At 42.2% G+C, this 26,915-nt stretch carries 25 protein-coding genes, 3 tRNA genes and 1 pseudogene; 12 read left to right on the top strand and 17 right to left on the bottom strand.

Features of this window, described 5'->3' with window-relative positions; genetic code table 11:
* Nucleotides 1–246: 246 nt before the first annotated feature.
* Nucleotides 247–2,619 (top strand): CHASE2 domain-containing serine/threonine-protein kinase, encoded by a 2,373-nt coding sequence (locus HUN01_RS18630; protein ID WP_181932496.1) that lies wholly within the window; start codon nt 247–249, stop codon nt 2,617–2,619.
* A gap of 80 nt (nt 2,620–2,699) precedes the next feature.
* Here the strand turns inward: HUN01_RS18630 and gorA are convergent, their stop codons facing one another.
* Nucleotides 2,700–4,046, bottom strand: a complete 1,347-nt coding sequence (gene gorA / locus HUN01_RS18625) for a glutathione-disulfide reductase (protein WP_181932495.1) — start codon at nt 4,044–4,046, stop codon at nt 2,700–2,702.
* Nucleotides 4,047–4,416: 370 nt separating this feature from the next.
* Here gorA and HUN01_RS35485 point away from each other — a divergent pair, with 370 nt between their 5' ends.
* On the top strand, nt 4,417–4,683 hold the full coding sequence (locus tag HUN01_RS35485; protein WP_238846332.1) for a ribbon-helix-helix domain-containing protein: 267 nt from the start codon (nt 4,417–4,419) through the stop codon (nt 4,681–4,683).
* The gene (gene vapC / locus HUN01_RS18615; protein WP_181932494.1) at nt 4,680–5,087 is read left to right on the top strand and encodes a type II toxin-antitoxin system tRNA(fMet)-specific endonuclease VapC; all 408 of its coding nucleotides are present in this window, start codon (nt 4,680–4,682) and stop codon (nt 5,085–5,087) included. Before HUN01_RS35485 ends, vapC begins: the two co-directional genes overlap by 4 nt.
* Nucleotides 5,088–5,188: 101 nt before the next feature.
* Here the strand turns inward: vapC and HUN01_RS18610 are convergent, their stop codons facing one another.
* Together HUN01_RS18610 and HUN01_RS36145 are read right to left on the bottom strand one after the other, a co-directional pair.
* Nucleotides 5,189–5,647, bottom strand: coding sequence for a hypothetical protein (locus HUN01_RS18610; protein ID WP_181932493.1), 459 nt, complete (start codon nt 5,645–5,647; stop codon nt 5,189–5,191).
* Between the two features lie 75 nt (nt 5,648–5,722).
* A complete protein-coding gene (locus HUN01_RS36145; RefSeq protein ID WP_257798553.1) occupies nt 5,723–5,848 on the bottom strand; it encodes a hypothetical protein in 126 nt (41 codons plus the stop codon).
* Nucleotides 5,849–5,999: 151 nt separating this feature from the next.
* Here HUN01_RS36145 and HUN01_RS18605 point away from each other — a divergent pair, with 151 nt between their 5' ends.
* The 3 genes and pseudogenes from HUN01_RS18605 to HUN01_RS18595 all read left to right on the top strand — a co-directional run bounded on the left by HUN01_RS18605 (nt 6,000) and on the right by HUN01_RS18595 (nt 9,179).
* Nucleotides 6,000–6,662 carry a hypothetical protein gene (locus HUN01_RS18605; RefSeq protein ID WP_181932492.1) on the top strand — a complete coding sequence of 221 codons (663 nt, stop codon included), beginning with the start codon at nt 6,000–6,002 and terminating at the stop codon, nt 6,660–6,662.
* Between the two features lie 92 nt (nt 6,663–6,754).
* Nucleotides 6,755–7,792, top strand: a pseudogene (locus tag HUN01_RS18600) (IS630 family transposase); the annotation flags it as partial.
* A gap of 112 nt (nt 7,793–7,904) precedes the next feature.
* Nucleotides 7,905–9,179 carry a hypothetical protein gene (locus HUN01_RS18595; protein ID WP_181932491.1) on the top strand — a complete coding sequence of 425 codons (1,275 nt, stop codon included), beginning with the start codon at nt 7,905–7,907 and terminating at the stop codon, nt 9,177–9,179.
* Between the two features lie 289 nt (nt 9,180–9,468).
* Here HUN01_RS18595 and HUN01_RS18590 read toward each other — a convergent pair whose 3' ends face one another.
* From HUN01_RS18590 to HUN01_RS18575, 4 genes are all read right to left on the bottom strand, one after another.
* Nucleotides 9,469–11,070, bottom strand: coding sequence for a TROVE domain-containing protein (locus HUN01_RS18590; protein WP_181932490.1), 1,602 nt, complete (start codon nt 11,068–11,070; stop codon nt 9,469–9,471).
* 37 nt (nt 11,071–11,107) lie between these two features.
* A tRNA-OTHER gene (locus HUN01_RS18585) sits at nt 11,108–11,233 on the bottom strand.
* Between the two features lie 46 nt (nt 11,234–11,279).
* Nucleotides 11,280–11,408, bottom strand: a tRNA-OTHER gene (locus HUN01_RS18580).
* Between the two features lie 42 nt (nt 11,409–11,450).
* Nucleotides 11,451–11,580 (bottom strand) — tRNA-OTHER (locus HUN01_RS18575).
* Nucleotides 11,581–12,098: 518 nt separating this feature from the next.
* On the opposite strand from HUN01_RS18575, the gene HUN01_RS18570 reads away from it, so the two are divergent.
* Nucleotides 12,099–12,830: a hypothetical protein gene (locus tag HUN01_RS18570; protein WP_181932489.1), complete on the top strand. Its 732-nt coding sequence runs from the start codon at nt 12,099–12,101 to the stop codon at nt 12,828–12,830.
* A 153-nt stretch (nt 12,831–12,983) separates the two neighbouring features.
* Here the strand turns inward: HUN01_RS18570 and HUN01_RS18565 are convergent, their stop codons facing one another.
* Both HUN01_RS18565 and HUN01_RS18560 read right to left on the bottom strand, forming a co-directional pair.
* Complete coding sequence (locus tag HUN01_RS18565) at nt 12,984–14,144, bottom strand: quinone-dependent dihydroorotate dehydrogenase (RefSeq protein WP_181932488.1); 1,161 nt, start codon at nt 14,142–14,144, stop codon at nt 12,984–12,986.
* Nucleotides 14,145–14,159: 15 nt separating this feature from the next.
* Nucleotides 14,160–14,588, bottom strand: a complete 429-nt coding sequence (locus HUN01_RS18560) for a hypothetical protein (RefSeq protein ID WP_181932487.1) — start codon at nt 14,586–14,588, stop codon at nt 14,160–14,162.
* 100 nt (nt 14,589–14,688) lie between these two features.
* On the opposite strand from HUN01_RS18560, the gene HUN01_RS18555 reads away from it, so the two are divergent.
* Nucleotides 14,689–17,610 carry a GAF domain-containing protein gene (locus HUN01_RS18555; RefSeq protein WP_181932486.1) on the top strand — a complete coding sequence of 974 codons (2,922 nt, stop codon included), beginning with the start codon at nt 14,689–14,691 and terminating at the stop codon, nt 17,608–17,610.
* Nucleotides 17,611–17,764: 154 nt separating this feature from the next.
* Here the strand turns inward: HUN01_RS18555 and HUN01_RS18550 are convergent, their stop codons facing one another.
* On the bottom strand, nt 17,765–17,887 hold the full coding sequence (locus tag HUN01_RS18550) for a Uma2 family endonuclease (RefSeq protein WP_238846330.1): 123 nt from the start codon (nt 17,885–17,887) through the stop codon (nt 17,765–17,767).
* A gap of 172 nt (nt 17,888–18,059) precedes the next feature.
* On the opposite strand from HUN01_RS18550, the gene HUN01_RS18545 reads away from it, so the two are divergent.
* From HUN01_RS18545 to HUN01_RS18540, 3 genes are read left to right on the top strand one after another with little or no spacing between them, the layout of a single operon-like run.
* Entirely contained in the window at nt 18,060–18,215 is a 156-nt protein-coding gene (locus HUN01_RS18545; RefSeq protein ID WP_181932485.1) for a DUF2256 domain-containing protein, read from the top strand.
* 54 nt (nt 18,216–18,269) lie between these two features.
* Nucleotides 18,270–18,398, top strand: a complete 129-nt coding sequence (locus HUN01_RS36140) for a hypothetical protein (protein ID WP_257798549.1) — start codon at nt 18,270–18,272, stop codon at nt 18,396–18,398.
* Entirely contained in the window at nt 18,376–19,329 is a 954-nt protein-coding gene (locus HUN01_RS18540) for an isoaspartyl peptidase/L-asparaginase (RefSeq protein ID WP_181932484.1), read from the top strand. Before HUN01_RS36140 ends, HUN01_RS18540 begins: the two co-directional genes overlap by 23 nt.
* Here HUN01_RS18540 and HUN01_RS18535 read toward each other — a convergent pair.
* From HUN01_RS18535 to HUN01_RS18510, 6 genes are all read right to left on the bottom strand, one after another.
* Entirely contained in the window at nt 19,320–19,742 is a 423-nt protein-coding gene (locus HUN01_RS18535) for a DUF29 family protein (RefSeq protein ID WP_181932483.1), read from the bottom strand. The genes HUN01_RS18540 and HUN01_RS18535 overlap by 10 nt on opposite strands.
* Before the next feature lie 123 nt (nt 19,743–19,865).
* Nucleotides 19,866–19,919, bottom strand: coding sequence for a type II toxin-antitoxin system HicA family toxin (locus tag HUN01_RS35480; RefSeq protein ID WP_238846396.1), 54 nt, complete (start codon nt 19,917–19,919; stop codon nt 19,866–19,868).
* Between the two features lie 43 nt (nt 19,920–19,962).
* On the bottom strand, nt 19,963–20,190 hold the full coding sequence (locus HUN01_RS18525; protein WP_181932482.1) for a type II toxin-antitoxin system HicB family antitoxin: 228 nt from the start codon (nt 20,188–20,190) through the stop codon (nt 19,963–19,965).
* Between the two features lie 47 nt (nt 20,191–20,237).
* On the bottom strand, nt 20,238–21,590 hold the full coding sequence (gene glmU / locus HUN01_RS18520) for a bifunctional UDP-N-acetylglucosamine diphosphorylase/glucosamine-1-phosphate N-acetyltransferase GlmU (RefSeq protein WP_181932481.1): 1,353 nt from the start codon (nt 21,588–21,590) through the stop codon (nt 20,238–20,240).
* A gap of 220 nt (nt 21,591–21,810) precedes the next feature.
* Nucleotides 21,811–23,049 carry a response regulator gene (locus tag HUN01_RS18515; RefSeq protein ID WP_181932480.1) on the bottom strand — a complete coding sequence of 413 codons (1,239 nt, stop codon included), beginning with the start codon at nt 23,047–23,049 and terminating at the stop codon, nt 21,811–21,813.
* Nucleotides 23,050–23,618: 569 nt separating this feature from the next.
* Nucleotides 23,619–24,551, bottom strand: coding sequence for a tRNA (5-methylaminomethyl-2-thiouridine)(34)-methyltransferase MnmD (locus tag HUN01_RS18510; protein ID WP_181932479.1), 933 nt, complete (start codon nt 24,549–24,551; stop codon nt 23,619–23,621).
* Between the two features lie 26 nt (nt 24,552–24,577).
* Between HUN01_RS18510 and HUN01_RS18505 the strand changes: the two genes are divergently transcribed.
* Nucleotides 24,578–25,399: a sulfurtransferase gene (locus tag HUN01_RS18505; protein ID WP_181932478.1), complete on the top strand. Its 822-nt coding sequence runs from the start codon at nt 24,578–24,580 to the stop codon at nt 25,397–25,399.
* A 55-nt stretch (nt 25,400–25,454) separates the two neighbouring features.
* Here HUN01_RS18505 and HUN01_RS18500 read toward each other — a convergent pair whose 3' ends face one another.
* Nucleotides 25,455–26,759, bottom strand: a complete 1,305-nt coding sequence (locus HUN01_RS18500; protein ID WP_181932477.1) for a porin family protein — start codon at nt 26,757–26,759, stop codon at nt 25,455–25,457.
* Nucleotides 26,760–26,915: the final 156 nt, after the last annotated feature.

The following is a 26,915-nucleotide window of genomic DNA, read 5'->3' as shown; positions in this document are numbered from 1 at the left end:
GGATATCCGGCTCTGATCTGTGAGACAATCACTAGTTGTAACTCATTCAACAAAAAAAGAATAATTTAAGTGGTGTTTGAGTAGAAATCTCTTGGGGGCTAGCTCTGCCAATAGAAGTTTGTTGGTGAATAGAAGATACTTTACAAATGTATAAGATTATCATTTAAGTCTTATTTCAATGTGCTTACACTAAAACGTGGTCTGAATAAATAAAAGTGTTGGACTTAAATCAATTAGTAACACGACATGGCAGAAGAACCTACATCTACCTTAACTAAAAACTATGTCTCTGCTGCAAATAGACACTCAAGTAAACCGACAAAAGTAACTTCGACTGCATCGGTTCGCCAGTCCAGGTGGATGGTTCGTTTAGGTCATCTCCTCGCTGGCGCTTGGGTAATGGGGGCAGCAGTTGTGAGTGCTTCTGGTTGGGAAGTGGTTCAATTGCTGGATAATCAGGTGTTTTCTGGCTTTATGCAAGTGCGTGGGCCGATTGTGCCTCCAGAAGATATCGTAATTTTAGCAATAGACGATCAGTCAATATCAGTTCCCGAACAGTACTATAAAACAGATCCAAAACAGTATGCCTACCTAGAAACACTGAAATCTTTTCCTTATCAGCGTGCTGCTTATGGCCAGGTAATCACAAAATTAATCAAAGCTGGTGCCCGCTCTGTAGCTATAGATGTTGTTTTTGACACAGCAAGCAGTTATGGAGCTACTGACGATCGCCAACTTCAGGCCGCATTGCAAAAATATGGCCGCAAAGTTACCTTAGCAGCCATCTATGAAAATTCTGAAACGCACCAAGGGTCTTTTATGCAACTTACAGACCCACAACAAATGTTTCGCACAGGGCCAGTGTCTATTGGCTCAGTTAATTTCCCCTTAGAAGTTGATGGAAAAGTTCATCGATTAGCGAGTGAGTTTCCCAAGTTATTAGGTGAAGATAATTTATTTAGCAAGAAGCGGCTATCCTTTGGTGAAGCAGCGCTGAGGGCAGCACAAGTAAATTATCCCCGACCAAAGGGCGATCGCATTTATTTTTGGGGGTCTGCGGGTACATTTGAGCAAATACCCTTTTGGCACGTATTCGATCCGGAAAACTGGAACACCTATTTGCAGCAGGGAAAGTTCTTCAAAGACAAGATTGTGCTGATTGGTGCAACAGATAAGTTAAACAATGATTATCATCCAGTCGCCGTTAGCAGTAGCACTCAACCCATGTCGGGCGTGGAAATTCACGCCAATGCGATCGCAACTTTGATGACAGATAAAGCGATCGCTCAAGGAATTAAAAATCTACCATTGCGGGGTTTGTTTGTGCTAATTCTAGTTGGCAGTACAGCCTTGATGATTAAAAGACGCAAGCGTAGTATCAATAGATTTCTGTATAGTCTCGCCCTGTCTAGCACTTGGGTAGTAATTAGTTATGGGTTCTTTGTTTATGGTCAGTTAATTTTTCCCACTACAGTCCCAGCGATCGCGATCGCGATGACCGGACTTTGCTACCTGGGAACCTCAGTAATGAGAGAAAGCATCAGAAAACGCCAATTAGTAGATATTTTTCAAAAGTATAAAACTTCCCCCGTTGTCCAAGAGATTATCAGTCAACAATATGACTTACAATACCTAATCCAACAAAGGGATTTAGCCCTATCAGGAAAAATACTGGCTGGACGCTATAAAATTGTTAAAGTTCTCGGTTCCGGTGGATTCAGCGAAACCTACATTGCCGAAGATATCCAACGTCCTAGCAATCCGCGATGTGTTGTCAAACAACTAAAACCAGCCAACACTAAACCAGAAGGTTTACAACTTGCTAGGCGTTTATTTAACTCAGAGGCGCAAACATTAGAAAGATTGGGAACGCACGAACAAATCCCTCAACTTTTGGCGTATTTTGAAGAAGATGAAGAATTTTATCTAGTGCAAGAACAGATAATTGGTCATCCTCTAAGTCAGGAACTGATCGCAGGTAGAGCAATTAATGAAATTGCAGCGATCAAAATTGTCAGGGACTTATTGCAAACATTAACATTTGTCCATGAAAACTACGTGATTCATCGGGATATTAAACCCAGCAATATCATCCGGCGACACTCAGACGGAAAACTGATATTGATTGACTTTGGCGCCGTCAAAGAAGTCAGCATCAAACAGCTTGATGAGCAAGAGCAAACCCCTTTCACCATTGGCATTGGTACTCAGGGTTACGCACCAAGCGAACAATGTTTTGGGCGTCCACACTATAGTAGTGATATCTATGCAGTCGGCATGGTTGGGATTAAAGCCTTGACTGGTATCGCACCCCGTGATCTAGAAAGAGATGCTGACGGGGAGATCAAATGGAGCGATGCCTACGGCGGTAAACTACGCACCCAGGTCAGTCAATCCCTAGCTAAGATTTTCAGTAAAATGGTACTGGATGACTTCAAACAGCGATATCAGTCTGCATCAGAGGCTCTTAAGGATCTTGAAGCTTTTGAAGCTTTTGACGATTTGAGAAGCACTCAAAGCAGATACTATATTCCAGAAGATGACTCATCAATGAATACCTTAGCCGAATTAGATCCTCCCACAAAATCTCCCTCAGAACCATTCTCAGAAACTCCTTGAAAAGGATGCGGGGATAGGGGTAAGCGGAGAAAATATTTTAAATTTCTCCGCATCTTCTTGAATCAATCCTGCACACGATTTTAATGTAACGACAGAAATTCTTCTCCTGCTGTGGGATGAATGCCTATGGTTTCATCAAAGTCTTCTTTCGTAATGCCTTTGCGAATTGCCACGCCGAGACTTTGAATGATATCTGCTGCGTGTTCACCCACCATGTGAGCACCCAAAACTTGCCCAGAATCAGCATTTACTACTAACTTCATAGTAGTTGACTGACTTTGTTCGATTAGCCGAGACAACAGTGGTTGAAATTGGGTGTAGTAGCATTCTACAGATTCACCAAATTTTTCCCGTGCCTCCGCCTCTGTCATCCCAACACTAGCCACTTCTGGACGACAAAAAACAGCAGAGGGTACATAATCATAATTTAGTTTTTGCGGCTTGTTACCAAAAACTGTATCGGCAAAAGCAATACCTTCCGCCTTAGCCACTGGAGACAATTGCACGCGGCTGGTGCAGTCACCCACAGCAAAAATATTTTTTTGGCTGGTGCGGCTATATTCATCTACTCTAATGGCACCATCTTCGCCAAGTTCAACACGGGCATTCTCCAAACCAAGATTTTTGGTATTTGGAGCGTAACCTGTGGCAACTAAGATGGTATCTGCTGTAATTATTTCCCGTTTCTTACCAGTAATAGTTAACAACAAACTCTCGTCTGAGTATTTGATTTCTTGAACGGTGCTGTTGGTAAATAATTTAATTCCGCGTTGACTCAAACCCTGTTGTACCGCAGAGCGAATATCATTATCAAACCCCGATAAAATCATCTCGTCTTTTTCAATTACCGTCACCTGGCAACCAAAAGCGTGCATCATGCTGGAAAATTCTACGCCAATGTAGCCGCCGCCAATAATTGCTAAACGTTTTGGCAGATAAGGTAGCTGAAACATCTCGCGGGATGTGATGGCATATTCTATACCAGGGATTTTAGGCTTGAGGGGTTGCCCTCCCACAGCAATTAAAATTTTGTCTGCTGTAACTTTGCGCCCATCAACATTGATCGTATGGGCATCGATGAAAGTGGCATGGTGAGAAATTAATTCAATCCCAGCTTTGTGCAATTGCTGAAAATATGATTGATTAATGGTGTCAATATGCTGATGTACTGACTTAATAAATAATGTCCAGTCAAAGTATGTTTGACAGTCACTCCACCCATAACTGTGCGCTATTTTATTTTGCAGGGCGAAGTCAGCGGCGTAAACAATCAGTTTTTTCGGAACGCAACCGCGATTTACACAAGTCCCACCGAGGGATTCTTGTTCGGCAATAGCGACACGTACACCGTAACTAGCTGCTTTTTTAGCTGCTGCCAATCCCCCAGGCCCAGCACCAATGACAAACAAATCGTAATCAAATGTCATAAAAATCTGTTCCTTTTTCACTTTTTGGAAAGCAGAGCTATTTCATCCCTTATAGTTATTCAGACAAAACTTAATCTACTGTCTTTGGGTGGACAAATTGAGATCAAACCATCCTGATATGTAGCAGATTGCTGCTTTCCTAGCAATTAGATTCAAAAGGAACAGCATCGCTCCATGATTGCTAAGTTATATTACATTATGTTGCTAAACAAGCATATTGTACATCTTACAAGAGATATAAGTGCGATCGCTTTGGGCGGGTGTGCGATCGCGCTGTTGCTCCAAAGCATATAAATAACAGCCTAATGTTCAGTTACAATCTCACCTAAGACTAAAATAGTTATGGAAAAACACCCTTGTAAATAAATCTATGAATGTGTTCTTAAATCCAGAGATAGAGCAATTCATCCAAACTCAGATTGAAAGTGGTAAGTATGCTTCAGCAGAGGAAGTAATTGTTGATGCTCTGAAGATGTTTGCAGCAAAAGGTCACGTTGAAGCACCAGTGCAGGTAAAAACACCTGAAGAATTGGGGTGGCCTCCTGGTTTTTTTGAACAGACGGCTGGTTGTCTGCAAGATGATACTCTGGTGAGATATCCCCAAGGTGACTATGAAATGCGGGAGCCATTAGAGTGATGTATTTATTAGATACCAATGCTTGCATTGTTTATCTAAATCGTCCAATATCTGGAGTGCGACGACGGTTAGAGTCTTTATCACCACAAGATATTGCTGTTTGTTCAATTGTTAAGGCTGAACTGTTTTATGGTGCGATGAGAAGCAAGAATCCTCAACGCAGTCTAGCTTTACAGTTAGCTTTCCTCAATAATTTTGTCTCTCTGACTTTCGATGATATAGCCGCCACAATTTTTGGTCGAATTCGTGCTGAATTGGCAAGTTTGGGTACGCCTATTGGTCCTTATGATTTACAAATTGCCTCAATTGCTCAGGCACATAATTTAATCTTAGTTACCCACAATAAGAGTGAATTCAATCGCGTGAATGGGTTACAGATTGAGGATTGGGAGGAAGAAGGTTAATAATTGAGTCAAACAACTATTCGGTTTTGCAACCTACCAAGCTATCTGACTCGATTTTATTTTTGAACAGAGTCACCCCTAAGAGCTTTGCGATCGCACTTCTACGCAGCAATTGCACTGAAGAAAAAATTCAGCCGATTAAGCCATTGATACCAGACATGAATTAGCTTTGCACGGTCAAATTGAAAAATCTCTGCTTCTTGATCTGGCAAGGCTACGACAATGAGAGCATGGTTAATTTTGCAGTTAAAGAGGCGATCGCTATAATACCGATTTATCGCACCACCATAAGCAGCTACTTGTAAAGGCTTGTCATAAAGCTTATCAAATCTCAGTTTTGGTTCCTCGGCTGTAGTCCATTCAATTAAATGGGGAATACCTTGATAACGAGCAACTAAATCAACTTTCCCGGCGTAAAGTTCTTTATAGTTAGGCACGGCTTCTTCAACAAGTTGAACATCACTAAGTTGGTTTAGCACAGATTGAACGCTATCCCAGTAAGGCTGAATCAGGTTGTTGTCAGGTTTGGGCGAGTAACCTTGCACGTTTTCTTTAATCAATTGGTGCAAGGCATTTCCTCGGCGACGGCTGTTAGCAGCGATTCGATTTGCCTCGACGTTACCAACTTTACTACGCTAATAGGAAAGGGCAGCTAGAGACTTTGGTGGCTGTGTCGCTTTTAAAACTGTGGTGACAGCAGGAAGAAGAACGCCATTATTACCTTGATAGTAGTATCGTCCGTTGATGTAGGTAGATTTCATAAGTGTTGTGAATGACTACATCAACTAGCTTCGAGGGCTGCTGTCTGAGATAGTGTCTGAGTCAGCTATCCAGAGTGTCTGACTTGGTGTATGAGTGTGTATGACTTTTAATTAGCTCAGTTAAAATGATTAAAAATTGCGTAGTTAGAATATGACCAAGCGAGGGCTTCAGGCATCTACAGAAGGTATCGCAAAAGCAAATCAAGCTTTGATCCGTAATAGTTTAAATAAGACTGCTTTAGCAAGAGATTTAGGACTATCTCGCGCAACAGTTACTAATTTCTTTCGTATAATCCCAATTGAACGCCTTAATTTTGAAGAAATTTGTAAAAGGCTTGGTCTAAATTGGCAAGAGATAGTTGATATTCCAGTTTGCAAATCTCAAACAGAGGAACATCAAAATTCAACATCAAAAAATTCTGATTTTGTGGGGCGTGAGGATGCGATCGCAGACCTCGATGAACTAGTTAACAAAGGTGCAAAAGTTATTCTAATTCACTCAGAGGGTGGTATAGGTAAAACAACCTTGGCTACAAAATGGTTTGAGCTTCAAGGTTTAGAATATCTTGATCTGCGTGTAGGAACTACACCCCAAAACCTCAACTCATTAGAAGATTGGGTTAGCGTCACGCTCAGATATCATTTTAAAGAGAATCCAGAACAAGATTTTATGACTTTGATGGAGCAATTTAAAAGCAAGCTCCAAGAGCATAGAATCGGCGTGTTAATTCATCATCTTGAATTTGCTTTGATAAATGGTGAATTCATAAAATCACATAATAGTAACTATATAGAACTATTAACAGTACTATAGGAATCATATTTGATTTCTGAAAAAAACTACGAGATAATACGGACAGAATATTTGTCTAATAGCTAACAATGATAAACCAGCATCTACAAGCCGCGATCGCAGAACTACAAGAATTTATAGATGATCGCCCAGATGCGCGTGAGGTGAGGAAAGCGTTGGCAGTCAAATTGGTTTATCAAGGCTACAAGTATGAGGAAATTCAAACAATTTTAGATGTGTCACTGGGTTCGATAACAAGCTGGAAGCAAGCTTATGAGGAAGATGGAATTTCGGGACTGCGCCTGAACCACAAGGGAAAAAAAAGTTACTTAACTGCTCAACAACGAGAAGAAGTTTTAAGTTGGTTGCAAACAAAAGAATGTTGGGAACTTGGTGAACTCGAATATAAATTGGCTTTTGAATATGATGTAACTTATGAGTCAAAGCGGAGCTATTATGACTTATTTGATGCGGCAGGAATTAGTTGGAAGAAAACTACTTCTTTAAATCCAAAAGCTGACGAGGACGCTGTTGCTGCAAAAAAAAAAGAGATTGAAACACTATTGGCAAGGCATCGGCAGGAAATTGAAGAAGGAAAGTTGAGAGTATTGCTGCTTGATGAGTGTCATTTAATGTGGGGGAGATTTAAGTGGGTATGTCTGGGGAAAAACTGACCAAGAAATAGCAGTGAGAGTTGTTAATATACGAGACAAACAGACATACTACGGGGCAGTTGACTATCTGGAGGGAAGCTTACTACTAAAAGCGTATAACGCAGGTAACTCAGAAAATACAATTGATTATCTACGTTATTTATTAGATCAGTCCCCCCAATCAAAGATTACTTCTTTTTTGGGGATGGTGCTTCTTACCATCGTTCACATCTGGTTCAAAACTTTTTAGGCGAGGTAAACCAAGATTTGTCTCAAGAGGAGTGGAAAATTCACTGCGTCCGCTTTGCTCCTAATTGCCCGTCACAAAATCCAATTGAGGATATTTGGTTACAAGCTAAAACCTGGGTGCGGCGTTTCTGTGCCTTGATTCCTTCGTTCTCACATCTCAAATGGATGTTTGAGTGGTTTATCCGGCACACTACCTTTGATTTTGCGACTCTTCAAATGTACGGAGCTTTTTCAGAAATCAAATATTAGTCCTATAGCTCATCAAAGTGTGCAGTCAGTCACCCTAATCACAAGCTGTGAGTTACTGCACGAACCCGACTTAATCAAGCTTAAAAATTTTCAATATTATTGGCTAAAAGCGTTGGAATATAAAGCTTGGGAGGATTATTTTGTTAGTTTCAACATTACTATAGATACTGATGCTCTTTATGAAATAAATCGAGCCTATGGCGGAAATGCCTTTGCTATGTCTCTCCTGAGTCCTGAAATTTTAAAGGAATCACAAGGAAATTTAAAAGTTTACTGGCAGGATAATCGTGATTATCTATTGAGGCATCCAACTTTAGAAAATCTAGAAAAACTTGTTCAACGCCAGTTTGACAAACTTCAACAAGATAATCCCCAAGCCTATAAACTTTTATGTCGCTTAGGATGTTACCGTTATCAATATATTCCTGTAATATCTGAAAAAGGAATTTTTTGCTTACTTTGGGATGAGCAAAATGAGCGAAAGAAACTCCGATTTCTCAGGGATTTAAAAAACAGAGCTTTAGTGAAGTTTAACAGTGAAGGATACTATTTATATGAACTTATCCGCCAAGAAGCGATAGAAAGACTTAAATTAACAGATGATTGGAAACAATCTCACGGTAAAGCTGGAATATTTTTATCTACATTAATATCTGAAAATTGCAAAACAATTATCCCAAAAATTACTTGCACGAAAGTGAATGATACTCAAGAACAAATGTATCTAAATATAGAAAATGCAGAAATAGCAGTAAAACAAGAACTTACTAAGCAGGAAACTATTGCCTTAGAAATTGTTTATCATTCTATGGAGTTTTATGGAGCAGGTTGTTTTGAGGACTTAAGACAAGAGCCAAATTTATTAGACAATGTTTTTTTTCAAGCTATCAGAAATATGGTTTTGGAATATATTGATTGTTATAGTAACTTAGGCATAGTACTTTATAAATTTGCATTAACTACACACAGATTAGGAATAATTGATGAAAGAGAAGGAAAACTTATAGAAAGTAACAAAGAATTTGAATACTGCCAAAGAAGTTTTAAAGTAAGCCAAGATTTTTTTCAAACAGCTTTAGTGATTGCAACAAGAGTTAAAGAAGATAAATTAATGATTAACGTACTTCTCTCTTTAGCTTGTTGTCATTATTTTAGGGGAATAACCTTACACGAGCTAGGAATATTTTTACATCAAATTATAAAAAATAACGAAAGTAAAGAAGCTTTTGGGGAGAGCAAAATAAGCTTAAATAAAGCACTAAAAATACTTACTAAACTGCCATTTGAGCAAAAAATAGAGGAAGTAAAAAAAGCAATTCATAGTCTAGAAATAAGTGAAAAATCTTGCAGCACATTCATAGCAAGATTTTTGATTGAATTAGCATAATTGCAACTAGGAAGTTTGACAGATGCGATCGCACATCGAAAAAACCCTACTCTTACCCATCGCTGAAATAGAAAAACGACCATTCAAAAATTAAATCGCCTTCTTATTTGCGTGAGGTAAAATCAAAAACAAAGGCGGGTGCGGGGGTTGAACCCGCTAATCCCCACAATGGTGGAGACGTAACCGATAACCCTAAATTCTTCGGCCCCGAAAGGCAAGTTGCGAACAAGGATAACCCGCCATGAAGTATGAAGGATAAAGTGTTTCATCCTTTACCCTTCAGCAATATCTACAATTCACCCGCACCAAGCATCTGGATGATCCGAGGCGTACCTGGGTCGAACCCTGCCAAATCCCAAGACAGCGAATCTTCAGGATCTACCAAAGTAATTTGGTAAGGTGTCAAGGTGACATACACCGCCTTGACGTTGGGATTTACCTTTTTGCGGTACTCCTTCAGCGCTTGACTTGGATGCTTATACCCAGCCCAGCTTTCCGAGTCAGTCCAAAAGCAGACTACATCAGCTTTGAACTTATTCTTAATCATCCAGTCGTAAGCTACAGATGCATCCGTTCCACCAAAGTTTTGGTTGCTAGCTTTGCGAACCGCAGAACTAAAACTATCTTTGGCGGTGATACCTAATTCCCGGAATTCGGTAGCAAAGCCGCGAATCATGTAGTTTTTCTCTGCTTTTGCTGTCACCAGTGCCATTGTGGTGGCAATTTCACAGCAAGTCAGTCCCATATCTGCAACCATGCTACCCATAGAACCAGAAACGTCTACGGCGTGCATGAACACTTTACCTGTGGGTTGGACAACATCAAAAGACAGTTCAACCGCCTTTTCTAAAATGTCCACAATTCGAGGAACTGGGTTCCAAGTTTTCTTACTGCGTCCTAATGTTCCACCAGATTCATAAGTTTTGAGTGCTTTCAAAACATCAATCGGATGGATGCGACCTTTACGCAGATGTTCTCTGCGATTAAGAACTGCTTCCACTTGGAGCAAATTAGCGTTTTCATCAGCTCGTAACACACCCAGTTCAGTTAAAGAACCCAGGTTACGTAACATTGCACCTATTGGCATTTCTTGAAATAGCAGCTGCCAAGCTTGCTTATCCATTTTGCCCACAGGTGCAGCCATTTCGTGGGTTAAGCGTCCTTGAGAAATAGCTTCATGGGTTTGGGTGGGATTCCGCTTGAGCCACTCATACCACCAAATCTGCGCCAACGCCTCTGAGGGGATGTCTGCTGGCAATTCTTCCCAGCCTCTAACTACCCACTCAAATAGTTGACGGTGATTTTCTGTAGGCGGTTTGACATGAAACAACCGCAACGCATCTCGGTGGGAGAAGCCTTGACGCTGTTGATATTTCAACAGTTGATAAGCCAAGCCTTTGACATCTTCCCTTGAGAGCCAAGTTTTACCAGCTTCCCGCACTACTTTGCCAAATCCCCGCAGAGATTTGGTGTAGTTCAGCCATTCGTAGAAGTGGCTACCAGTGCGGACAATTTGCGGGAATATTTCACCAAATGCCTGTTTTGCTTCTGGTGTTTCACCCATCGATAGCAATACCAAAGCCAAGATAGGCGCACTGTTATTGATGGCGCGTCCATCGCTAGCATACAAAATTTCTTCTGCTACACGTCCAGGATTTTCGGCAACAGCAAGTCTTACAACTGTTACAAAATCCTCTGTTAATTCCTGTTTACCAGCGTAGTAAGTGCTTTTTGCTGTGCCAACCAACAAACAACGGCGCAGCATTTTCCAAATGCCAGCATCAAACATCCAGGCGCCGGAACGTCCTTGAACCATTTCTGCTTCTCGTCCGGGGATAGGTTGATTTTGGGGTGTAGTTGTCTTCTTTTTAGTGAAAAAATTGTAATTCATCGCTTCATCTCCCGGCCCTTGCGGGCAAAAATGAAAGGTGGCAGAGCAGGATTTGAACCTGCGACATCCGGCTTAAGAGGCGATAACCCTAATTCGTCGGCCTTCTCAGGCAAGGTGTGAACAAGGATGTTTTTCGGCGCTCTACCAACTGAGCTATCTGCCACATGAAAATTTTGGATTTTGGATTTTAAATTTAATCCAAAATTATTTGGTGTAACGGAGCGGGATTTGAACCCGCGACCTCTCGAACCCTAATCGATAACCCTAATTCGTCGGCCTTTGCAGGCAAGGGGTGAACAAGGATGTTTAGCGCTCTACCAAACTGAGCTACCCGCCACATGAAAATTAAAAATTAAAAATTAAAAATTCAGGACTAGATTTGGTGTAGTGGAGCGGGAATCGAACCCGCGACCTCCCGCTTGGCAGGCGATAACCCTCAATTCTTCGGCCTTTTCAGGCAAGGGGTGAATAAGGATGTTTAGGCGCTCTAACCACTGAGCTACCCACCACATATAAAGTTATGAGTTAAGAGTGAGGAGTTATGAGTTAAACATTTAAAATTCGTCACTCAGCACTCTATTTGCTGTAGCGAAGTAGGATTTTTACCTACACCTCCAGAAGTTTGATCAAGGGTGTTTTTGTTATATGCGATAACCCTCGATACATCGGCCCTTCCGGGCAAGGTGGGCGCTCTGCCATTTGAGCTATCCGCTACTGGTGAAAGCTAACTCCCTAATGAAAGTTGACTTGTATTATTAATGTAGTATATGTATTATTTGTTGTCAAGAGGGTGGCAAGCTAATTTATAGAGTTGTTGGTTGAGTTAAAAATACTTTCATTTTCTCTGCTAAAAAACTTTTGCGCGTAGTTTACCGCCGTAGGCATCGCAGACCAAAGCCTATAACACCTACTGAAAAAAGCTTTTGCCGACAAATTTGCCGCAACTTTGCCAAAAGATACAAAAAAGTGTGCCAATTTTTGCCAATATAATAATATTATTTCCCAAAATTCACTTGGCAAAAATCGGCATGAGTGAGAAACCCATAGAAGATAACGGCAAGGCTTTTCTCGTTCTACTTTTGCCCATCTCGTTTTTGATTATTTTCCTAGTTGCCACTTGGAGAATTTTACTGGCGGTAATTGTGCTGGTAATTGGCTTCAAGCTTTGGCAGGAATATCAATGGCAACAGTGGACTCATCGAGTTAATCCAATTTTTCATCAGTTAGTTCGCGAAAATCAAGGCAGACTTACGCCAATGGACTTGGCAATCAAGGGCAATTTTCCTGGAACAACGGCAAAACGCTACTTGGATGGTAAAGCCTCGGAATTTGGTGCCAGTATAGTCAACTCTGAAGAGGCGGGGCAGTCTTATTACTTTATAACTGCCAGCATTCTCGGCAATATTCTTGACAGTAGTGAGCCTGTTAAAGAGCTTCCGGCTCAAGCAGTTACTAAAACAGCGCGATCGCTCTTAGCACCACCGCCAGCACCAATCCCACAGGAGGAAGAACCAGAAACCGAATCACTCCCACAGCAAACCCATGAGGAAGCGAAACGATCGCTGGAAAAACAGTTAATTTTTGGCTCTCTGATTCAATCTGAACTTGCTAAACGGCTAAATGTATATTCCAGCACAGTTTATAAACGGCGAAATGATCCAGAGTTTCCAGAATGGAGTCGCAGCAAAGACCCTGATGGCATTGCCTGGACATATTCGGAAAAAACTAAGGAGTTTTTCCCAGTGGAGGAAGAAGGTTGAAGGAGGCAGGAGGCAGGAGGCAGAGGGCAGGAGGGGAAAATTATCCTTGTTATTCGACCGAGAATGATTTGGCAGCACTGAACTCTTGTTCAGGGTCTGTTGTCTTAAACCCTTGCTCCCTCTGGTCGCAGCAGTTCTAGAGTACGGACAATCTTACTCCTGCCTCCTGCCCTCTGCCTCCTGCCTTCGTTGATTTTTGAATTCTAAACCCACAGCTTCGTTGATGGAATTTAATCCGTTTTGTTCTAGCTTGGAAAGCAAACCTGCTAGAATCCGGCGTACCATCAGTGGCCCTTCGTAAATCCAGCCAGTATAAACCTGAATCAAACTAGCACCAGCAGTAATTTTTTCCCAAGCATCTTCAGCAGAAAAGATGCCACCAACGCCAATAATTGGGATTTGTCCTTGGGTTTGCTGCCAAATAAAACGAATTACCTCAGTGGAGCGATCGCGCAATGGTTCACCACTAATTCCGCCAGCTTCTTCCTGGGGTGATTTGCCAGTTTGGTCAATTACCTGAGTTTTTAGTCCATCACGGCTAATGGTGGTGTTAGTAGCAATAATTCCCGCCAGTTGGTAGGTTTTAGCAAGAGTTATAATGTCAGCGATCGCAACCCAATCTAAATCTGGCGCTATCTTGACAAAAATTGGTTTTTGTGCAGTATTTTCTTGTTGTAATAAATCTAAGATGGCACTGAGCATAGAAGCATCTTGGAGCGATCGCAACCCTGGTGTATTGGGAGAAGAGACATTAACAACAAAATAATCTCCCAAATCCTTGAGTAAACGAAAACTATCGAGATAATCCTGTGCGGCTGCTTCTAGGGGAGTCACCTTAGATTTACCCAAATTTATCCCTATGGGTATTGACTGAGTTAACTCCTGTTTTTCCTGTGTCAAACGTGCCGCCATTGCTGCTGCACCAAGATTATTAAAACCCATCCGATTGAGAGCAGCTTTATCCAACGGTAGGCGAAACAAACGAGGACGTGGATTTCCTGGCTGTGCGTGAAAAGTTACAGTTCCTAGTTCCGCAAAGCCAAAACCCAGATTAGGCCAAATGCCAGCAGCGACTCCATCCTTATCGAAGCCAGCTGCTAACCCTACCGGATTTGGAAAGTTTAGCCCAAACAAATTTTGTTCTAGACGTGAATCGTACAGACATAAAGATTTTTGTAAGCGTTGGTTTGCCCAACTCGCAGGGGTTTGCGATAGCCAGCTAAAAGTGCGAATCGTCTGCTGGTGTAACCATTCTGAATCGGTTTTTACCACATTGAATAAAAGCGGACGAATAGCAAGTTGATAAATATCCATTTTAATCCTTAAACACTACGCGAATTCGGTAGACCGCCGCGCTTCCTCTTTAGCTTCTCGGAGTTCGTCTTTAGCTTCTTGGAGTTCCTCTTTAGCTTGTCGGAGTTCGTCTTTGGCTTGCCGTGCTTCCTCTCTAACTTGTCGGAGTTCTTCTTTCGCTAGCCGCACTTCTTCAGCAATCTGCCGGGTTACTTCGGCAGAATTTCTCATTTCCTCAGCAATCTGCCGCATTTCTTCGACAGAATTTCTCATTTCTTCAGCAAGCCGTCGCTGCTCCTCTTGTGAAAGCCTGACATCTTCAGCAAACTCTCGCTCCTTCTCTTTTGAGAGCCTGGTATCTTCAGCAGACTCTCGCTTTTCCTCTGAGACTTGTCTCTGCTCCTCTAGAGCATCGGATGAAGTTTCGCCCATTTCCCTAGCACTCCATAATCTAACTTCAACCAACTCGTTACTTAGAACTTTCAGCAAACACCCGTGGCAATATTACTCAGGGTGCTTTTCTGGGCATCTTATATATTACAAGTTATGTTAACCAATAAATCAGATGGGGCAGCCGCAAAAACCTATAGCCGCCGAACAGCAGATCCTCTCCTTGGGACGCGTCCTCCAGAGCCTTAGAGAAGAAGATGATGTTGACGTTCTGATTGAAACTACTATTTCTTATCTCAAGGAAGAGTTTGACTACAGACTAATTTGGATTGCTCTTTACGATCGCCTAAATCACATATTATTCGGCAAAGGCGGCATTACACCTGATCATGATACGAGCTTTTTACGCCAAAGGGTTGTTCTGAGTCCTGGAGATTTATTAGAACAAGTGGTGATTGAACAGCATCCCTTGGGTATAGCTGATTTACAAACTGAAATCCGCGCCGCCGAATGGGGAAAAATTGCCGAAAAATTCCACATCCAAGGAACGATTATTTTACCAATTCGCTATAAAGACCGTTGCTTAGGCTTGCTGTTACTGGGTTCAGAACGCTGGGGCTACCTACTTACAGGAGAAACAAAAGCACGTTTAATGATGGTTTTAGGTGAACTGGGGGCAGTGCTTTATCAAGATGAGATGCATAAGCAGCAAAAGCAAACCAAGCGAACCGACGAGCCATTATTAGAATTACTGGAAAATTTACGCACTCTCAGTAACCTGAATCAAAGACTTGAAGCAGCGGTGCAAGCAACTCATAAATTTGTCTCCCCCAACCGAACAAATGTTTACTGGTTTGAGCGGGAAGGGCGCTACTTTTGGTGTCGAATGAGCAATCAGCTAGTCAAAATCGATCGCAATTCCAGCAGTCAGCAATCAGCGGGAATGACTGTACAGGAGTTGAGCGACTTTTATTATGCTTTGGCAGTTAACCAAATTGTCTCAATTGGTGATGCACGCAGTTCTTTGAAGAGTCATTTTACGGCAAAATTGCTGCAACGGCTGAAAGTGCGATCGCTCTTAGCTGCTCCGATCATCTGGCAAAAGAATTTGCTCGGTTTTCTGGCGGTGGAAAGCAATGAACCTCGAATCTGGACAGAGGCAGACAAAAATTTTGTTCAGGGTGTGGCTGGTTTAATCTCCCTGATTGCACCTAACGAAAGTATGGAAAGCACCATTAAACAGATTCAAGAAGATGCCCAACTGACTAGCCAAGTTGCCCAAGGTATCTATAGCGAACATGACCTTCAGGAAACCTTACACAGCTGTGCTAAAAGAGTTTTAGCTAGACTAGGTGCTACCCGCTTTTTGCTGTTGCAGCATGACTCGGAGCAGAATAATTATCAATTTATTTACCAAAGTCAGCCTCATAATCGCCGACCGTTGACATTTAGCCTGAATATTCTCAAGGAATTAGATGGGCAGCTTTTGCAACGTTCAACTCAAGCGGTGGAGATTGAAAACTTAGATGAAGATTTACGCTTTTTTAACTGGCGTCCCTTGTTGTTAGAGAATGGTGTGCGATCGCTACTGATTTGTAAATGCACTCACGGTCAGATACCAGCACCACTTTTGGTCATCACTCACGAAACCCATCGGTCTTGGACAACTCTGGAAAAGGAATTGCTGTGGGCCGTCAGTCAACAGATTGGCGTAATTGTTCGTCAGTGGCAATTACATAACCGTACCACCCAGCAGCAAAAAACTTCCCAGGCATTTGAGCAATGCCTACGCATCCTGACACAATCCCAGAACAGCATTGAGGTTGAAAAAAAGCATTTAGAACGTACAGCACTCGAACAAATAGCATCAATTTTGGGTTGTCCTTTAGCAGTGATGCTATCCTGGTCACCTGGTGAAAGGTGGGCAGAAATTATCCCTGGAGTGATTGATAATAGCCTATTTGGAATTGTTTCCGATGCATCTATTTCTATTCAGTCTGAAGCCTTAATTCAGTGGGCACTTGCGACAGAGAATTACCTAACTTTGAAGGTAGATAATTTACCTCCAGAAACCCGGAAATGGTTGAATGTTCCAGACAAAAGTCAAATTTTGGTGATGGCATTACGTACTAATGCTGATTATGAAATTACTGGTATGGTCTTGTTAGCAGACTATCAAGAGCGTCGCTGGTCAGAACAAAACCTCAGTGCGACAGCAACCCTGATTTCTCAATTAGCCTGGTGGCGTCGTGAAAAGCAAATTACCCGACTTTTAGAATCCACAACAGAGGAATTACGACAACTCAACTGGTATAAACATCGTCGCCTAGAGGAAATCCAAAGAATAACGGCGCTGTCCCTTAAACAAATACATGATTTGGGGATTCCTGCTAATGAATTGACTCAGATGCGCTACCAACTATTGCTGCGGCAGTTAGATCATACAGCTACCTCTATGAGTGGAATGCTTAAACTTGAGCATTGGCAGCTACATATTAGTTGGGAAACTATGCCCATAGCCAGTTTACTGAAGCGATCGCTCGAACGCATCGAAAATTTACTTAAACAACAAAAGCTGTGGATTGGTGTACATGGCTTAGGACAACCTATTGACGAGCAAGAGTCGCCAAAGAATTCTTCATTAGTCAGAGGTGTTCCTAGCTCCAGCGCTCAATCTTCAATGGCGATCGCTGGTGATATTGTCAAAATTGAATTAGTTATCCATGAATTATTGGTTACTGCCTGTAACCGTTCTCAAAGCGGCGGCAGAATTGATATTTGGTGTCGCCGTTTAGATGCGTCAAAACCCTCAGAGGCAAAGCATTATTCTACAAGTGAAGGAGCTGATCATCAGACATCTCTAGAACTGTCGATTACATACAACGGTGCGATCGAACCACAGTTATTAACAGAACTACATGATAATACACCCAAAGATGTCCTTGCTCCCTGCAACCTCGATCAACCACCAGCCTTACATCTGCTAATCTGCCAAAACCTCATGCAGGAACTAGGAGGAGAGTTGAATTTCTATCAGTTACCAGATAATCGAGTAGTTAGCCGGTTGCTGTTACCGTTAGTTGGTAATGATTCTTAGTATTGGGTTTTCAACCTGCTAGAGTGCGCTCTGATACTGAGTTTGCTGTAGGTTAGGTTTAAATATTGATTGATGAATAGCGATCGCTAGTTCAATTTTCATCAAATCAAAGGCGGATATTATTATAACGAATCATCAATTACACAGGTTTAGCCTAGGCGTAGCCCGTCGCAGACATCGCAAAAATTTGACCAGCCAAATACTCATGGCGGAGTTCGCTTTTACTTTCTGCTTTTAAATATTCGGCAACCAAAAAAATGCGAATCGGGGATCGCATAACTTGAAATCTGGTTTCTGGCTATCTCTTTTTAGAATAGAATTCAAAAATCAGCCTAAAGATAGATTGACAAAACATTTATTTGCCGAAAATATCCTTCCTTTGTAGCAAACTGGTTATAATTATTTTCCATCTCCCTCAGAAATCAAATTCTCATCTACACAGTATTTATATGGGACGTGTTCGTTCTAAATCTGACCTACCCACAAAAATCTGTCCGGTATGTCAACGTCCTTTCACATGGCGTAAAAAGTGGCAAGATTGCTGGGAGGATGTGAAATACTGTTCAGAACGTTGTCGTCGTCGCCGTTCTGAAGCGCAAACTTAAAGGGACTGGGGAATGGGGACTGGGAACTGGGGACTAAGAACTGGAGAATGGGGAATGAATTCTTTCCAATACTCAATTCCCGATACCCAATCCCTGATACCCAATCCCCAATGCCTAATAAAACCAACTGCAACACAGACGCAAATAGCGCAAGAGATTAATGGAGTTACAGGTGCAACCTAAATTAATTATTCATGGAGGGGCTGGTAGTTCTCTCCACGGTAAAGGAGGATTGGATGCGGTGCGCCGATCGCTCCATACAGTAATAGAAGAAGTCTATTCTCTACTATTGTCAGGAGCAACTGCCTCTGAGGCAGTGGTGCAGGGTTGCCAAATGCTCGAAGACAATCCCCGCTTTAATGCTGGTACTGGTTCAGTATTACAATCTGATGGTCAAATCCGTATGAGTGCTTCTTTGATGGATGGGGCATTAGGGCGGTTTAGTGGTGTAATTAATATTTCGCGGGTGAAAAATCCCATTGAGTTAGCGCAATTTTTACAAAGTTCGCCAGACCGAGTGTTATCAGATTTCGGATCGGCTGAGTTGGCGCGAGAAATGCAACTTCCCAGCTATAACGCTTTAACTGATTTGCGGTTACAAGAATGGATACAAGAGCGCCAAGATAATTTTAAAAGCACAATGGCTGGCGTGGTAGCAGAACCCGAACTCGTAGAAACCAGCAATGCCGGACGCGGCACCATCGGTGTAGTGGCTTTAGATACCTATGGTAGGCTAGCCGCTGGCACTTCTACTGGTGGAAAGGGCTTTGAGCGCATTGGAAGAGTAAGTGATTCTGCGATGCCCGCAGGTAATTATGCTACTAATAATGCTGGTGTGAGTTGTACTGGGATTGGGGAAGATATCATTGATGAGTGTTTAGCCGCACGGATTGTAGTGCGTGTCACTGATGGTATGTCCCTGAAGGATGCTATGCAGCGCTCCTTTGGAGAAGCGCACCACAACAAACGAGATTTGGGGGCGATCGCCTTAGATGTCAGTGGAGCGATCGCCTGGGGAAAAACTAGCGAAATCTTACTCGCCGCCTACCATGACGGCGAAAAAGTTGGTGACACCTTGGAGTGGAATGATAGTGAATTGATTGGCTATTGTTGAATCAGTTCCAGCGCTTCGGCTAAAGTTTCTTGCTGGTCAACCATTGCAGCCAATTCTTGGGCTTCATAACGCCCCTCAAAAACTTCTAGCGCCGCTCTTTTCAGTGCCACTTGATATCCTTGTTGTAGAATATCGATTAATTCTGCTTGATTCAAGTAAAAACCACCGGATTTGCGGCGCTTATTTATTTTGTTGATTTCCCGCACTGTATTTTCTATCGAAACATCCCAAGAGCGAGTAGAACGTTTTTCAGCCTTTTGTTTAATTAAATGGATGAGCAGAACTACACCATAACTATCAATTTTATTGATTTTGTCACTGAGGCTCATTTCTTCTAACTCATCCACCAACAGCAGCGCCTCATGGATTTTGCCTTGTTCTAGAAATTGCCTCAGTTCTAGGAATTCTTCCATCTGCTAAGTCACCTCAAAAAGAGCGCGTGGCAATCCTGACTGGCGAGTAATAGAGCGTAAAGTGCCAACACGAAGCTCATCATAATTAGGAACAGGAACAGTTAGAGTTGAGTCTTCTGTTCGCTACTGCATAATAATATGGCTACCGCGCTGGCGTACTTGCACAAAACCATGCATCTCTAAAATTTGACACACTTCCCCACTCGAAAGAACTCGCAGCTTACCCAATATTTACCTCTAGGCGCGTAATAAAGACTTCTGTAATTAGCCGATCTTGGACTTCAGAGGGGTCAGCTGTCTCAAAAAATAATTCCAATGCTTCAACCAAATTACTGCGTGCTTCTTCGATGGTGTCACCTTGGCTAGCAATATCTAATTCTGGACAAAGCGATACATAGCCCTTTTCTTCACGCTCAATAATCGCGGTAAGTTGTTTTGTTTTCCTCATCTTTTACCTTTAGTTAAATCAGCTAATTTGATGATTTAATTATCGCTTTATTGGCTTTTCTTGCGCCAAGCTGGTTTCACTACCTGACGGCTACGGGCAATCACCAGAGAATTATCAGGCACATCTTCTGTGACTGTAGAACCAGCTGCAATATAGACATCATCTCCCAAGGTGAGTGGAGCCACTAAAACGCTATTAGCACCAGTTTTAGTGCGATCGCCTATTTTGGTACGATGTTTTTTCACGCCGTCATAATTGGCAGTAATAGTACCGGCACCAATATTCACCTGATTGCCGACAACGGTATCACCTATATAAGATAAATGGGCTGCATTAGTGCGATCGCCTAATTGCGTATTTTTCAATTCCACAAAATTCCCCACGCGGCAACCAGCACCCACCTGTACCTGACCGCGCAAATGAGCATAGGGGCCAATTCGGGTTCCTGCCTGCACAGTGCTATTTATTACTACTGAATAGTGCACTGTGACATTTTCAGCCAACTGGCTATTTTCAATTAAACTCCCTGGCCCAATGTGACTTCCTGTTTGAATCACAGTATTTCCCCGTAGATGAGTTTGGGGTTCAATAATGACATCCGGCTGTAATTCTACAGTTTCATCAATGGTGATGCTTGTGGGATCGATGAGGGTTACACCCGCTAGCATCCATTTTTCCTTGACTCGTTTTTGCAAAATCTCGGATGCTGTTGCCAGTTGCAAGCGATCGTTGATACCGAGAATTTCTTGGTAATCTTCCACATCCACTGCCATCACTTGTCCTACCTGAGTTACGGCATCGGTGAGATAGTATTCTTTTTGGGCATTGTTTGCCTGTAAATGGGGAAGCACTTTTGCCAAATCTGGCCAACGGAAGCAGTAAACTCCAGCGTTAATGCGGTGATTTTGTCTTTGGGCAGCACTACAATCTTTATGTTCGACCATTTGCTGCACAATATTTTCATCGTTACAAAAAACGCGCCCGTAGCCCGTGGGATCGGGTAGGTGGGAGGTAAGAATGGTGGCGGCGTTTTGATTTTGGGCGTGAGTTTGTAACATCTGCTTGAGGGTTTGGGTGCGTATCAACGGTAAATCGCCGTTAAGTATCAACAAATCCCCTGTGTAGTCTTCCAAGTGAGGCAGTAATTGCTGGATGGCATGACCTGTACCCAATTGCACAGTCTGTTCGACAAACTCCAAACTGGGAATTAAATGCATGGCGGCTTGCACTTCCTCGGATTGATATCCCACAATCACGATTCGCCGTGAGGGAGAAAGTGGTTCTACACTTTCGAGAACTCTCTCCACTAGCGATCGCCCACCCAAAGAATGTAAAACTTTAGGTAAGCGTGATTTCATCCGTGTGCCGCGTCCCGCCGCTAGAATTGCTACAACTACCATAATTAGCTATCAGCTATCAGTGAAATTGTGATTAATGCTGTTGGTACTTTGAAATACAGGCTCAAATCATACCAGCTAATTATAGAAGACTGAAATTATCAAAGGAGTCAGAATTCAGGAGTTGTGAGAAATTAACTGATCAAAGGTGCAAGTTGCAATAATACCAATTAGCGTTCATCACAGTAGCTAGAAATTCAAATTATTCCCTACTCCCTACTCCCTACTTTCTTTCTTTTCCATGACAAGAGCGAATAAACTCTGCAAACTGCTGCATTAGTTTGGGACTACGCCAACCGGAATCAGTTTCTTTTTGCATCACTGAAAGTGCTTCTGCTGATGTAAAAGCTTTTTTGTAAGGTCGTTCGCTGGTTAGGGCATCGTAAATATCAATTAACTGAAATACTTGCGCCAGGTAGGGAATATCATCCCCCTTGAGTTGATCAGGGTAGCCTGAGCCATTCCAGCGTTCGTGGTGATGACGAATAATGGGAATTACACCCCGCATACTGCGTAGTGGTTGGCAGATTTTTTCCCCAATTAAAACGTGCTGCTGCATGATCTGCCAGTCTTCGGGGGTGAGTTCGCCTTTTTTCAGCAGCACTGCATCGGGAATACCCACCTTACCGATATCGTGGAGATAACCACCCCACATTAAATCTCGAATTTGATAGCGTGATAGGCCGAGGTATTCACCAAAAACTTGTCCCAGTTTTACTAGCCGTTCACAATGGTTGCCCGTATTGGGATCGCGACTTTCAATGGACATGGCAATGGAAAATAGTACTTGTTCGGCATGGTCTAAATCTTCGTTCAGACGCTTTTGCCGCACCAAGGATTTTACACGCGCCGACAGTTCCACTCGATCAAAGGGTTTGGTGAGAAAATCATCTGCACCAACTTCAATTCCCCGGATTCGCGATCGCCTGTCATTTAACGCTGTAATAAAAATCACTGGGATTAACCTAGTCTGCTCATCCTGTTTAAGCAATTGGCACACTTCAAATCCATCCATTCCTGGCATCATCACATCCAGCAAAATCAAATCTGGTTGTTTTTGAGTTACCAATCCCACAACAATGGAACCACTGTCCGCCTCAATCACTTCGTATCCTTCCATCCCCAAGAGGGCAACAGCAGTCATCCGACTGGCGGCATGATCGTCAACAACTAAAACCTTCGGCGGATCTAAATCAAACCCATTCACTTTAGAACCTTTGGCTTGTAGTGTTCTAGAAACCAGTGAATCATCACCACAACTAACATCAGCTTTTATCCAAGAAGACACTGCTTGGCTATCTTCAAGCATAAGGTCTCCTTGAGATAAGCCTAAAGAATAACTCTCCGCATTTTGCGATCCTACGGTATTATTTAAACCCATACTCTTCACTGTGTTAATGGGGTTTGACCCACTAACAATTTGTTCTGTAAAGCCTGTATGGTTGGATTTCCATTGAATCACAAAGGCACTCCAAGTTTTTGCACAAGTTAATAGTGTTAGATTTCAAAAAAAATTAATATTCGATGGTATCTGAGCCGTAGTTTTCATAGGGATTATGTATGATATCAAACTGCCTATTTGAGTTTTTTGCAGTATGTATCTTTTATGTTACGAACAAGGTGTATCTTGTTGTCAAATTTTTTGCTCCTAATTTCCAGTATGATGAATTTTCACAAATGTTAAATCAGGTTTTTTACGGAGATTATTTAACCCAGTAGCGTCAGAAAACGTTATATTTTACCACTTTATATTGAGATATCGGGTTTTGAGTGCTAAATCCTTATTGTAATTATTATATATACATGTTTTTACTTACTTAGTTATAGCAATACTCAAGTACTGTCAATGTTAATGTGATATTAAATACTACCACAAAAACAAGCTATTTGGCTTGTAAAAACTCGTTGCCTGAGTATGTGAATAAAGAAATCAGAAATTTTGCCAAAAAATGTTTACTTTTGTGGAATTAAGGACTAAAGATGAGATTTGTAGCTGCTCAGGTGTAGCCCGTCGTAGACATCACAACCGAACTACAAACTACTTCCCAAAAAATCTCTACTTTGTTTTCCTAATAGCCACCTTTTTCGCCAACGGGAGGTAGGTTCCAGCGAAGAGATTTCTTGCTCTTGTTGTCGCCGCATCACTATGACTTTGGTTGGATCGCTCAATTGAGGATCGCGATAAGGAATAGCAGCGCGAGTTAGCAAGTGTTCTTTTTCAATTTGTGAGAGGGGCAGAGAAGACTCTTTGGGTGAACTAACTTCTGCTTCCCCACCTTTTGCGTGCGATGCCACAGTACCAGGCGATCGCCTTCCCACAGGTGGAGTAGAACCTATGATCAAGCCAGCAGATAAAAGCGCTATGCGTACAGCAGCAGCACAAGAATAGGTGGCTAATAAACCATCTGGATGTAAGCACAATGACAGCTGTTTAATAAATTCAACAGTCCATAATTGAGGACATTGAGGTGGTGAAAAGGGATCGAGGAAAATTGCATCTGCCCAAAAACCCGATTGATGTACTAGCTTTATCGTAGTTCTAGCATCGCCAATTAGTAGCTTCGCTTTTAGGCGAGGTGTTTCCACTTGATGCTCAAAAGCTAGCTCTTGCAACATTTCAACATAGTTACAGTTCCAATTGTCGAACAGGCGATGAGCGATCGCAGCTTGTGGTACAGCTGGATTTAGTTCTAAACCGATTACTTCCACACAACAACTAGGATTCACCGCCCAAATTGTCTGCAAAGCAGCAACCGTGTTATATCCTAGACCATAACAAATATCCAATAGTCGTAAGACTGGTTTTTGCGCTGCTATAGCCAGTTGAGTCGGTTCCACAAACTTGGAAAAACTCTCCTGCGTAGCTCCATAATGGCTGTGAAAGGATTCACCAAACTCTTGAGAGACAAAGGTGAAAGAACCATCTGCTGTGAGCTTAGGTGTAAAATTCTCTAAGTCTGACATCTTACAAAAAAACTAAATAATGACCAATGCCCAATTCCCAATTTGTTGTTTCGCCAACTTGGCTGTTTGAACATCTAGATGATCCGCAAGTCGTTATTGTGGATTGTCGCTTTTCCCTAGCCGATCCACAACTAGGACAACAACAGTACCAGACAAGTCATATAAAGGGGTCATATTACCTAGATTTGAATCAGGATCTTTCTAGTCCAGTGGGTAAGCATGGTGGAAGACATCCTTTACCTAACTCTAATGATATAGCGAAGAAATTTGCGGCGATTGGGGTAAATTACCAAAAAACTTTAGTTGTAGCTTATGATGATTCGCGCTTTGCCTTTGCGGCTCGTCTGTGGTGGCTGTTGCGCTATCTCGGACATGAGCAAGTAGCAGTACTGGATGGAGGCTTTGCTGGATGGCAAAAAGCTGGTTATCCTGTTACAGATGTTATTCCTCCCGCCCGAATGGGTACGTTTGTAGCTCAAGTACAAACAGAAAAGGTGGTAGATATTACAGCGGTGAAAAGTCGGAAAGATAGCCACGAGGTAGTATTGGTAGATTCAAGAGAAAGCGATCGCTACCGAGGAGAACGAGAGCCAATTGATAAAATTGCTGGGCATATTCCCGGCGCAGTCAACTATCCTTGGCAAGAAGTTACAGATTCTTCCGGCTACCTACTCCCTCAAGAGGAACAACGTCGTCGGTGGGAGAAGCTAGAAACAGCCGAAGAAATCTTGGTATATTGCGGTTCTGGCGTTACTGCTTGCGTAAATTTACTTTCTTTAGAATTAGCTGATATTACCAAAGGTAAACTTTATGCGGGCAGTTGGAGTGATTGGATTAGTTATATGTAGTCATTAGTCATTGGTTTTTAACAAATGACTAATGACTAATGACAAATGACAAATTTCAAAACCGACCTAATTGCAAACTGTAATTAATACTGAAGAACCAGCCATCAAAATCAATGTTTTCGGCGGTTGAACTACCCAAACTTGCTCCAGCCTGTAAATTCAGATTACTAGTATTGGATATTCGGTAATTTAAGTGCCCGAATAGCCGATGAAATTGGTCTTCTCGATCGCGTTGTGTAAAGTCTGAGAAGTTACCCTGGTAGTTAATGCCAACCTGGAGAGGCTTTTGCAAGTAGTAGTTCAGAGACACCCAAAAGGTATTGGTTATCCGATTACGACTCGGTGGATCAGCAAAATTTACACTCAATTCGTAAAAGCTATCTAGGGTTAATCTTGAAGTTAAGGGATCTCGCCTTCCTAAAGACAGTTGCAGGGAATTCTCATTTAAAAAGCGATCGCCTGCTTTAAAGCCATCCAGGCGATCGCTGTTGTTGGCATAAAATAAGTGTTGATTGCTCCAAGTGATTTCTCCATACATCCGCTGGGATAGATGCTGGTAAAGACTGAGATTCAATCTCACCTGGTTGTAATGATATTGTGACTGATTTATGTAACGAATGAGATTGCCATCAATTGAGGCGTTTAAATAAGTCTTAGATGTCAAAGGGAAATATGCAGAGGCTAGTGTCAGTCCAGAAATAATTAAACCATCTTCTATGGGACTATCATCTGAGGAAAAAATATTAGTCGTCTGGAAGTAGCCTACACGGCCCTGTAGGTAGCCTATTGGTTTAAAATTCTTAGGTATGATGGGTTGTTCTATTGGTGGTAGCTGCTGTTCTAGGGGTCTTAACCGCACCCGCAACCCCAATTCGCGATCGCTATCAGACTCAGGTGGTTGTTTTGGCGATCGCAGCAGTTCTATTAGCCTCTCTAGCCTTTGAGAATAATCTATCTCAGGTGTCTTTAATAGTCGCTCTTTTGAGTCTGAAGGAGATATTGGCAAATTACTTGGCTGCGATTCTAGCTGTGGCGGGTCATTTTGCCTTTGAGCATTTTCAAGTTCTTCAGTTTGGACTGGAGTTTGAGGTGTTTCTGGTGCTTGCTGTGTCAGATTTAACGGCATTTGAGAGTCTAAAAAATGCGACTCACTCGACTGCTTGCACAGATAGTTAATTGCCTCTTGTTCCAACTTCTGACATAACCGTTGATAACTTACCTGTGTGCTTACTAAACTGTTAGGACGCGAAATATCTGTATTTGCAGATTCTGCCGCATCTACTCTAATGCAACACCAGCTTCCACCACTGGATGCTAATAAAATACAAAAAAACAAATTTTTCCAGTTTTGGAGTCGCATCTGGTTAGATCGCGTTGATCGCGTTTGGCAAATGTAGACCCACAAGCTGTACCGGAAGTTCCGATTCCGAATAGGCAATTGACTGCATCTATTTTAGCCTTGTAGGTATATACTGAAACTACAAACTAAAATTGTTGCTTTTCGGATTTTTTCCCA

Source organism: Nostoc edaphicum CCNP1411 (genome assembly GCF_014023275.1).
Classification (GTDB): Bacteria; Cyanobacteriota; Cyanobacteriia; order Cyanobacteriales; family Nostocaceae; genus Nostoc; species Nostoc edaphicum_A.
The sequence above is the reverse complement of the archived record's forward strand: the minus strand, read 5'-3'. Positions and strand labels throughout refer to the sequence as shown.